Origin of the sequence: Streptomyces soli (genome assembly GCF_003999195.1) — a bacterium.
Taxonomy (GTDB): domain Bacteria; phylum Actinomycetota; class Actinomycetes; order Streptomycetales; family Streptomycetaceae; genus Actinacidiphila; species Actinacidiphila soli.
Genome location: NZ_RJVR01000138.1, coordinates 24,462 through 31,074, shown reverse-complemented (window position 1 = coordinate 31,074; position 6,613 = coordinate 24,462). Strand labels below are relative to the sequence as shown.

Sequence of the window (6,613 nt, the reverse complement as noted above, 5' to 3'; positions counted from 1 at the left end):
CACCGGTCGACCACCACCAGGTCACGCCCGTACCAGGCGCACTTGTACTCCAGCATCGACCGCATGTCGCTCCACGCCGCGTCGGAGATGGCACGGGCGAGCTTGTGGTTCTTGACCATGGTGCGGACGGTCAGGTCCTCGATCACGACCGATTGGTTCTCACGGACGAGTCGAGTGGTCAGCTTGTGCAGGTAATCGCGGCGCCGGTCGGTGATCCGGGCATGGACTACGACACGGAGAGCGCCAACAACGCCTTCCCGCAGTGGATCCAGGTGGACCTCGGCTCCGCGCAGAGCGCGTCCCGCGTCGTCCTCCAGCTGCCCGCAAGCTGGGGCGCCCGCACCCAGACGCTGTCCCTGCTGGCGAGCACCGACGGCTCCATCTTCACCACGGTGAAGCGTCGGCGACCTACAGCTTCGACCCGGCCAGCAACAACACCGTCACCATCACCTTCCCCGCGACCACCCAGCGCTACTTCCGGGTGAATGTCACGGCCAACTCGAGCTGGCCGGCCGGCCAGGTCTCGGAGCTCCAGGTCTGGAGCTCGTGATCTGACCTCGTCTGGCCCCTGCGGTGCCGCCTGGCGCGCGTCATGCGCCCGGCGGCACCGCCACGTTCCACCCCGGCGGCACCGCCCCGGGCGCCCTCATCTCCCACCTCCCCCGGGATGCCCCGGCCAGAGCGCACGGCCGTCGTCCGCCGGTGCCTGTGAACTAACTGATCCACATCGGCAAGCAAGGTAGGCGAGTTCACCCATAACTGCCCATAAGGACAGGGCCTCTTGGTAGCACCCGTGGTGACGAAGTCAGCCCGGAGCAAAGAGGCCCTGCCGCGTGGTCACTTGGTCGGCGCGAACAACCTCTGGGCGGCGAACGCTGCGCCACCGCGGGCCCATTCCTCGAACGGCAGCGGGCGGACCACGAGGTCGCACTCGGCCGCCGCGCCGAACGCGTGGGCGCCGAAGGTCTGCCGGATCTGGTCCTCGTACAGGTCGTAGGAGGCCACGCCCTCACCGGAGATGATGATGCGGTCGGGCCCGATCAGGTTGGCCACGGAGGCGAGCGCAAGGCCCATCGCGTGGCCGGCGTGGGAGAACACCGCCCGCACCGCGGGGTCGCCGGCGTGCGCGAACCGTACCGCCTCGTCCATGGTCAGCTCCGGGTTGCCGCTGGCCTGCCGGGCCTGCTCGGTGATCGCGTGCGTGGACGCGACGGCCTCCACGCAGCCGGTGTTGCCGCAGGTGCAGACGCGGGCGGCGCCGACCGGCAGATGTCCGACCTCTCCTGAGACACCGTGGGCGCCCGAGACCACCCGCCCGCCGATCGAGATCCCGCAGCCGATCCCGGCCCCGACCGTGACCAGTGCGAAGGACGGCAGTCCGACACCGGCCCCGAACCACTGTTCGGCGACGGTCAGCGCCCGCACGTCGTTCTCGATCAGCGTGGGCGTGCCGGTGGCCGTCTCGACGAGCTGGGCCAGCGGCACCCGGCGCCAGTTGAGGAAGGGCGAGTACTGCACGGTGCCGGTCTGCCCGTCGACCTCCCCGGAGATGGTGACGCCGATACTGTGCACGCCGCTTTTCCTGGCCGCGCCGGCCTCGGCCCGTAGTTCGCCTACCAGCCGGGCGATGGCCAGGACGACGGTGCCGACGTCGCGTGAGGCGAGCGCGACCCGGCCGGTGGCGAGCGGCTGTGCGGTGAGGTCGGCGAGGACGCCGATCAGCTCGTCGCCGGTGACCTTCACCCCGACGAAGTGCGCGCGCTCGGCCCGTACCGCGATCAGCGTGGCCGGGCGGCCGTAGGCCCGTTCGACCGCGGGCCGGCCCAGCTCGGTGATCCAGCCGTCGGTGAGCAGGGGAGTGGCGACCTTGGTGACCGCGCCCGGCGACAGCCCCGTGCGCCGGCCGACCTCCGCCCTGGTGAGCGGGCCGTGGACGAGCAGGGTCTGGAAGACCAGAGCGGCCGCGGGAGGTTGGTCGGCGAGCGTCATGCCCGGACCATACTTTTCCAAAGGAAACTAAGGAAGCCCTCGGGGCGGGCGACTCTGTCATCCCATGTATAGGTCGCCCGATGGTCAATTTGGTGCTGTTTCCTGTGATCACGCCAGCAGACATCGGATTTTTCCTGGCCGACTATATTGACGCTGGAAGAAAACTCCGGCTACATTCGCCGCACTCCGCGTCGGGGCGGGCAGAACGGCCCTCCCGTCGGGAGCGTGGCCGGCCCCCTCCCAACCGGTCGCGGCATGACCCCCTTGGTGGTGTTCCGGGACGACCACCACCAAGGGAACACACCGCGGGCAGGCACGTCCTGCTGCCCTGTACCGAGAACCGACACACCAATCCTCAAGGCGGCTGACCGTGCGCGGGCACGGCAGGACCCGTCCGGACCCTGCCGTGTCTCCGCGCCGAGATGGAGTAACCCCATGGCTCGTCCAGCAGGACCCGTACCACCAACACGGCACAGAGCGCCCGCCCGCCGCGGCGGTGTTCTGCGCCCCCTCACTCTGCCCCTGATCACCGTCACCGCGCTCGCGGCGACCTTCGCCGTGCCGGCGGGCGCGTCCGCCGCCGCCCCGGCCCAGGCGCAGACCTCCACGTCGGCCACCGCCACCACGGCGGGCGGTCAGTCCGCGCCCGTCCTGGCCAACAAGCCGTACATGGGCTGGAGCAGTTGGAGTCTGGAGTCCACTAACTTCCCTGGTTACGGCGGGGAGAAGTGGCTCACGGAGGCCAACATACTCCAACAGGCGAACGTGGTTGCCTCGAAGCTGAAGTCCCACGGCTACAACTACGTCAACCTGGATGCCGGCTGGAACGTGGACAACGGCAAGAACGTGTCCGACGCCTACGCCCGTCCTACCGCGGACCTCAACAAGTTCCCGCACGGCATGAAGTACGTCGGGGACTCCTTGCACGCCAAGGGCCTCAAGTTCGGCCTCTACCTGGCCGTCGGCCTCTACCAGGACTACTACAACAACGGCAATACACCCATTTACAATGCGCCGGGCTGCACCACGAAGGACATCGTCTACCCGGACCTGCGCAAGACCAGCGGCTGGGACAACGTCTCCTACCAGCTGAACTTCGCAAGTCCCTGCACCACCAAGTACATCCAGTCCATCGCCGACGAACTCGCCAACTGGGGCGTGGACTTCCTCAAGATCGACGGTGTCGGCCCAGGCTCCAGCCAGGGCGACGCGGCCCACAACAACATCCCGGACGTCCAGGCGTGGCACGCCGCGCTGCAGGCCACCGGCCGCCCCATCCAGCTCACCCTGTCCTGGTCGCTCAGCCACACCCAGGCCGACGCCTGGAAGCAGAACTCCAACGGCTGGCGCGTCGACACGGACGTCGAGTGCTACTGCAACACGCTCGTGACGTGGAACAACTCCGTCAAGCAGCGCTGGAACGACGTCGTGCAGTGGATCCCGGACGCAGGTCCCGGCCACTGGAACAACCTCGACTCCCTCGACGTGGGCGTCGGTCCCATGGACGGCCTGACCGAGGCCGAACGGCAGAGCTACGCCACGCTATGGGCGATCGAGTCCGCTCCGCTGTACTCCGGCGACGACCTCACCAAGCTCGACTCCTACGGCCTGTCGCTGCTCACCAACGACGAGGTCATCGCCGTGGACCAGGCGGGCAACCCGGCAAAGCCGGTCAGCCAGACCACCAACCAGCAGGTCTGGTACGCCCGTAACGCCAACGGCAGCTACACCGTCGCGCTGTTCAACCTCGGCGCCGGCTACAGCGACGTCACCGCCAACTTCTCCGACCTCGGCATCAACGGCAAGGCGTCCGTGCGGGACCTGTGGAGCCACAAGAACCTCGGCAGCTCCTCGGGCAGCATCACCGAGAACCTGCCGCCGCACGGCTCGAAGCTGTTCACCATCACCCCGTCCGGCAGCGCCAAGACCCCCGGCACCCCGCTGGCCGTTCACGGCACCGCCTCCACCGCCGGCAGCGCCTCCCTCGCCTGGGACGCGGTGAACACCGGCCCGTCCAAGGTCACCGGCTACACCGTCTACGCCGACGGCAAGCAGGTCGCCACCACCACCGGCACCTCCGCCACCGTCAGCGGCCTGACCGCGGGCACCGGCTACTCCTTCACCGTCGTCGCCAAGGACGCCAAGGGCCGCACCTCGCAGCCCAGCAAGGCGGTCCCGGTCACCACACCGGCCGCGACCGGACCGGTCGCGTACGAGGCCGAGGCCCCGGGCAACACCCTCAGCGGCAGTGCGAGCGTCGGCGACTGCTCGGGCTGCTCCGGCGGCAAGAAGGTCGGCAACATCGGCGGCAGCGGCAACACGGTGGCCATCAACAACGTCACCGCGCCGGCCGACGGCACCTACCTGCTCAAGCTCGACTACGTCGACGGCTCCTCGGGCCGCACCATCGTCGTCACCACCGGCGGCACGTCCTTCCAGGTGCCGCTGCCCGGCACCAACGACAACAACTGGGGCACCGCGCAGTCCATCACCGTCCCCGTCCAGCTGAAGGCCGGCAGCAACACCGTCACCTTCGGCAACCCGGACGACTACTCCTCCGACATCGACAAGATCACCGTCTGATCCGACCCGACCCACCCGCTACACGCAAAGGAGAGTGCCGTGGTGGTCACATCGCCGGGCAACCACACGACGCCGGTGACACCGTCGTCCGGCGCAGCCGGCGCGGTGGCCACCACGGCCGCCTCACCCCGCACCACAGGCAGGGCCCTCGGGCTGCACGCGAGCCGCAAGGCCGGCGGCCCGAAGGGCTCCGCCCCGACCCGGTCCGTGGCCGCCCGCCGCAAGGACCTGCCGGTCGCACTGTTGCTCATCATCCCGTCGGTCCTCGGCTTCGCGATCTTCTACGCGTACCCGACCCTGCGCGGCATCTACCTCAGCTTCACCGACTTCCACGTGCTGACCCCGCCCTCGTGGGTGGGAACGGCCAACCTCAACGAGCTGCTCCACGACGACGTCTTCTGGCACTCGCTGCAGGTGACCGTCTACTTCGTCGTGCTGTCCGTGGTCTTCGGCACCCTGGTCTCGCTGGTCACCGCCGTGGTGCTGCACCGGGTGACCCGCTCGTCGGCCCTGCGCGGCGTCATCCTGCTGCCCTTCCTGATCTCCAACGTGATCGCCGCGCTGGTGTGGCAGTGGATGCTCGACCCGACGCTGGGCATCGTCAACATCGCGCTCAAGAACCTGACCGGGCACTCGATCCTCTTCTTCGGCAGCGGCGGATGGGCGATCCCCTCGCTCGCCGCCATCAGTATCTGGAAGTGGATGGGCTACTACGCCCTGCTGATCTTCGCCGGACTGCAGACCATCCCGTCGACGATCTACGAGGCGGCCCGGGTCGACGGCGCCAGCGAAGTACAGATGTTCCGTCGGCTGACCGTGCCCCTGCTGCGGCCGATCCTCGTCATGGTGGTCGTCCTGACGGTGATCAACTCCTTCCAGGTGTTCGACATCGTGCAGGTCACCACCAGGGGCGGCCCGGCCAACGCCTCGAACGTGCTGCAGATGTACATCTACGAGAAGGCGTTCAACGAGTTCGACTTCGGCTACGCCGCGACCATGTCGCTGGCGCTGTTCGTGCTGCTCATCGCGGTCACCTTCACTCAGCTGCGCCTCGCCCGCGCCAACGAATCCGACCTGAACTGAAGGAGTCCGTCATGGCTGTCACTCTTGCGGCCGGCACGACGGCCGCACCGCGCCCCCGCTCCCCGAAGCGCGCGACGAAGCTGTCCCCCGGCCGGATCCTGGCGTGGACGTACCTCGTCGTCATCGTCCTGATCACGCTCTTCCCCTTCTACTGGATCCTGCGCACCGCGCTGTCCAATAACTACAATCTGGCTACGAACCCCTCCTCGCCGCTGCCCGTCGGCTTCACCTGGGGCGCGTTCGAGCGGGCGCTCGGCATCGCCTCCACCGCGCAGGCGCAGGCCCAGGGGGGCTCCGGCGCATCTCTCGACATCGCGCTCTACATGCGCAACTCGGTGATCTACGCGACCAGTCAGACGATCCTGATCGTGCTGTTCTCCGCGGCGGCCGCCTATGCCTTCTCCCGGCTGCACTGGCGCGGCCGCAACCTCGTCTTCAACATCCTGATCAGCGCGCTGATGGTGCCGGGCGTGTTCACGCTGCTGCCGAACTTCGTGTTCGTAAAGAACCTCGGCCTGACCAACACCTTCGCTGGACTGCTCCTGCCCGGCGCGCTCTTCCAGGCGTTCACCCTGTTCTTCCTGCGGCAGTTCATGCTCGGGCTGAGCAGCGAGGTCGAGGAGGCCGCGATCATCGACGGCGCAGGGCCGCTGCGGATCTTCTTCCGGATCATCCTGCCGATGTCGTCCGCACCCATCGCGACGGTGTCGCTGCTGATGTTCGTCAACGCCTGGAACGACTACCTGTGGCCGCTGCTGATCACCAACTCCCAGAGCGTCGAGCCGCTGACGCTGGCACTGGGCGTCTTCAAGCAGTCGTCGCCGCAAGCCGCCCCCGACTGGGCGGGACTGATGGCCGCCGCGCTGATCGCGGCACTGCCGATGCTGCTGCTCTTCGTCGCCTTCGGCAAGCGCATCGTCAACTCCATCGGCTTCTCCGGCCTCAAGTGACCGGCGGA

Annotated in this window: 5 protein-coding genes and 1 pseudogene; 4 read left to right on the top strand and 2 right to left on the bottom strand. The window is 68.2% G+C overall.

Going from position 1 to position 6,613, the window contains the following annotated elements; genetic code table 11:
* Positions 1–227, bottom strand: a pseudogene (locus EFK10_RS12465) (RNA-guided endonuclease TnpB family protein); the annotation flags it as partial.
* Between EFK10_RS12465 and EFK10_RS12460 the strand changes: the two are divergent.
* On the top strand, positions 222–485 hold the full coding sequence (locus tag EFK10_RS12460) for a discoidin domain-containing protein (protein WP_322973324.1): 264 nt from the start codon (positions 222–224) through the stop codon (positions 483–485). The pseudogene EFK10_RS12465 and the gene EFK10_RS12460 overlap by 6 nt on opposite strands.
* A gap of 352 nt (positions 486–837) precedes the next feature.
* Here the strand turns inward: EFK10_RS12460 and EFK10_RS12455 are convergent, their stop codons facing one another.
* A complete protein-coding gene (locus EFK10_RS12455) occupies positions 838–1,989 on the bottom strand; it encodes an ROK family transcriptional regulator (RefSeq protein ID WP_127355786.1) in 1,152 nt (383 codons plus the stop codon).
* Positions 1,990–2,424: 435 nt separating this feature from the next.
* On the opposite strand from EFK10_RS12455, the gene EFK10_RS12450 reads away from it, so the two are divergent.
* Genes EFK10_RS12450 through EFK10_RS12440 form a run of 3 tightly spaced genes read left to right on the top strand, consistent with a single transcriptional unit; the run spans position 2,425 to position 6,605 of the window.
* Positions 2,425–4,572 (top strand): fibronectin type III domain-containing protein, encoded by a 2,148-nt coding sequence (locus EFK10_RS12450; RefSeq protein ID WP_127355785.1) that lies wholly within the window; start codon positions 2,425–2,427, stop codon positions 4,570–4,572.
* A 39-nt stretch (positions 4,573–4,611) separates the two neighbouring features.
* Positions 4,612–5,655, top strand: a complete 1,044-nt coding sequence (locus EFK10_RS12445) for a carbohydrate ABC transporter permease (protein WP_127355784.1) — start codon at positions 4,612–4,614, stop codon at positions 5,653–5,655.
* An 11-nt stretch (positions 5,656–5,666) separates the two neighbouring features.
* Positions 5,667–6,605: a carbohydrate ABC transporter permease gene (locus EFK10_RS12440; protein ID WP_127355783.1), complete on the top strand. Its 939-nt coding sequence runs from the start codon at positions 5,667–5,669 to the stop codon at positions 6,603–6,605.
* Positions 6,606–6,613 lie beyond the last annotated feature (8 nt).